The organism is Paenibacillus macerans, assembly GCF_050565405.1.
Classification (GTDB): Bacteria; Bacillota; Bacilli; order Paenibacillales; family Paenibacillaceae; genus Fontibacillus; species Fontibacillus macerans_B.
Genome location: NZ_JBNYYG010000114.1, coordinates 1 through 3,002 on the forward strand (window position 1 = coordinate 1; position 3,002 = coordinate 3,002).

At 61.8% G+C, this 3,002-nt stretch carries 2 protein-coding genes; one reads left to right on the forward strand and one right to left on the reverse strand.

Annotated elements, in window-relative coordinates; genetic code table 11:
* Positions 1-289 precede the first annotated feature (289 nt).
* Complete coding sequence (locus ACQ4N8_RS28015) at positions 290-1,660, reverse strand: hemolysin family protein (RefSeq protein WP_430707653.1); 1,371 nt, start codon at positions 1,658-1,660, stop codon at positions 290-292.
* A gap of 146 nt (positions 1,661-1,806) precedes the next feature.
* Between ACQ4N8_RS28015 and hrpB the strand changes: the two genes are divergently transcribed.
* The coding region (hrpB, locus tag ACQ4N8_RS28020; protein ID WP_430707655.1) for an ATP-dependent helicase HrpB at positions 1,807-3,002 on the forward strand (1,196 nt) is incomplete at its 3' end.

Sequence of the window (3,002 nt, forward strand, 5' to 3'; positions counted from 1 at the left end):
TTCCCATAACTTAATCCTCTCCCTTATTTCCATTGTAAATCCTTGTAGGGGAGGACTCCAGTTTATTTAGGGGGCCTAGAGGTTTCTAAGAAAAAGCCTGCATTTTTGCAGGAACTCCTTGAAATCGCTTGGTATGCGGATTCCGCAGGCTCCCTGACAGATTCAATGCAACGCCAAAGCTTATTTTTAAGACTATCAAGCGACAGCTACCTTGTATCTCCAGAAAACCTGCCGCTAATAAAGGATTTAACGACATCTTCGAGAAGGCAAGGTTTCGATAGAAGCTTTGTTATGGGCGAATTTCCGGTTCTTCAACCACGCCGTCGTTCTCCGGCACGATACCGTCACCGGTTTCGGGCGCCTCGAGCTTTTGGATTTCGATTTTCCGGATCCGGCTGTCCGCGCGCTCCAGCACCGTAAACCGTAAATCCCCGTACTCCAGCACGGTCCCCTCCTCAATATCGAGATAATGCCCGTAAATCCAACCGCCGATCGTATCCGCGTCCTCTTCCTCAAGATCGGCGAGGAGCAGATCGTTGATTAGCGAGACAGATACCTTTCCGTCCACAATGAGGTGATTCGCCGCAATCTCCGTAATTTCCTGCTCCTCTTCGGCATCGAATTCGTCGCGGATGTCCCCGACGATCTCCTCCAGGATATCCTCGATCGTGACCATCCCGCTCGTTCCGCCGTATTCGTCGATCAGCACGGCGATATGGGAGCGTTCCTTTTGCATCTTGGTCAATAAGGCGGGAAGCGGGATGTTTTCCGAAACCGTCATCACATGCCGCACGAGCGCGGCAAACGGGACGTCCGCCTGATCCTCGCCGGAGAGAAACAGCGACTTCGTATTGATGACGCCGATGATGTCGTCTTTGTTCTCGCGAATCACGGGGAATCTTGTGTACTGCTCCCGTTTGATGACCTGCAGGTTCTCCTCCCGCGATTTGTTGGCGTGCAGGCAGACCATATCCGTTCTCGGCACCATGATGTCCTTGGCCAGCAGATCGTCAAAGGCAAAAATCCGGCTGACGAAGCCGTATTCGTTTTTGTTGATCTGACCGCTTTCCAGGCTTTCGCTAAGCAGGACCTGCAGCTCCTCTTCGCTGTGCGCCTCGCTCCAGCCCGCCGCGGGTTTCAACCCGATCAGCGATACGATTCGGCGGGAGGAACGGTTGAGCAGCCAGACGGCCGGGTACAGGAGGGAACTGAACCACAGCAGCGGACGGCCTGCGGCCAGGGCAAAAGCTTCGCCGCGTTGGGCGGCCAGCACCTGCGGGACCAGCCCGCCCAGCACGACGTGCAGATAGGTGATGACGATAAACGCAATAAGGAAGGACAGGAACGTTTGGGCCGTCGCCGATAGAGGAAGATCGTCGAACAAAGGCCGCATCAGGCCGCGGACGGCAGGTTGGCCGAGCCAGCCCAGCGTCAAAGAGATGGCGGTAATGGCCAGTTGGCAGGAGGAGAGCGCATGGTCTGCGCGGTCCGTCAACTTTTTGAGCGCGCGGGCGCCGCGGCGCCCTTCCCGGAGCATCGCGTCCACCCGGCCCGGGCGCAAGTCGCGCAAAGAGGATTCGGCCAGCACGAACAGCGCGGTGACGGCGATCAGCAGAAAAATGAGGAACAGCTTGATAAAGGCGTTTCCGTCCAGGTTCATGGGATAAAACTCCTTCTGGTTCTGAGATGAGAACTGGTTCGGTATGTCGGGGGAGCGAATTTCGCTTGCCCGTGTGGTAAAATCAAGGAGGAAATGATATGCATTCCAAGCCCGATTTTCATAGTGTAACCCGTAAGGAGAGAATCATGACGAAGCTGCCGATGCCGATAGATGAAGTTATTCCTAAGTTAAAAGAAGCCCTGCAGGGTGCCGGTACCGCCGTGCTGCTGGCCGAGCCGGGGGCGGGCAAAACGACGCGTACGCCGCTGGCGCTGCTGGACGAGCCTTGGATGGAGGGGCAGGGTATCCTGCTGCTGGAGCCTCGCCGGCTCGCCGCGCGTTCTGCGGCCGTATTTATGGCCGAACTGCTGGGCGAACAGGTCGGTGAGACGGTCGGTTACCGCATGCGGGGAGACAGCCGCGTATCGGCGAAAACCCGGATCACGGTGGTGACCGAGGGGATTTTGACGCGGCTGCTGCAGCAGGACCCGGCGCTGATGGGGACCGGACTCGTGATTTTCGACGAGTTCCATGAGCGCAGCCTGCATGCCGATTTGGGCCTGGCCTTGGCCTGGCAAAGCCGCCAGCTGCTGCGCGAGGATCTGCGGCTACTGGTCATGTCGGCGACGCTGGAGGCGGGGCCGGTCGCGGCCCTCCTGGACGAGGCGCCGGTCGTGCAGAGCCGTGGACGGATGTTTCCGGTGGAAACGGTATACGTACCGGGGGCACCGAGGGAGCTGCCGGAACAGTCGGTGGAGCGGGCGGTCCGCCGCGCCTTGGCGGCGCATGAAGGCAGCCTGCTCGTGTTCCTGCCCGGTGCGCGGGAAATCCGCCGAACCGGCTCGCGGCTCGCGGGTACGCTGCCGGAAGGCGTGCTGCTCGCGCCGCTGTACGGGGCGTTGCCGCAGGCGGAGCAGCGCCGGGCGATCGAAGCCGCCCCCGCAGGGCAGCGCAAGGTCGTGCTGGCGACGTCGATCGCCGAGTCGAGCTTGACCGTGGGCGGAGTAACGGTCGTGATCGACAGCGGCCTGCGCCGCACGTCGCTGTTTTCGCCGCGCACCGGCATGAACCGGCTCGTCACGGTGCGGGCGGCCCGCGACTCCGCCGACCAGCGGCGGGGCCGCGCCGGGCGGACGGCGCCCGGCGTCTGCTACCGCCTCTGGAGCGAGGCGGAGGACCGCCTGCTCGAGGCGCGCACGCCGCCGGAGATGCTGGAGGCGGACCTTGCGCCGCTCGCGCTGGAGCTGGCGGCGTGGGGCGCCGCCTCGCCGGACGAGCTGGCGTGGCTCGACGCGCCGCCGCCGGCGCCGTACGCGCGCGCCGTCCAGCTGCTGCGCCAGCT

Coding starts and splice junctions, on each gene's coding strand:
- ACQ4N8_RS28015 (WP_430707653.1), bottom strand. CDS start 1,660: ATGAACCTGGACGGAAACGCCTTTATCAAGCTGTTCCTCATTTTTCTG.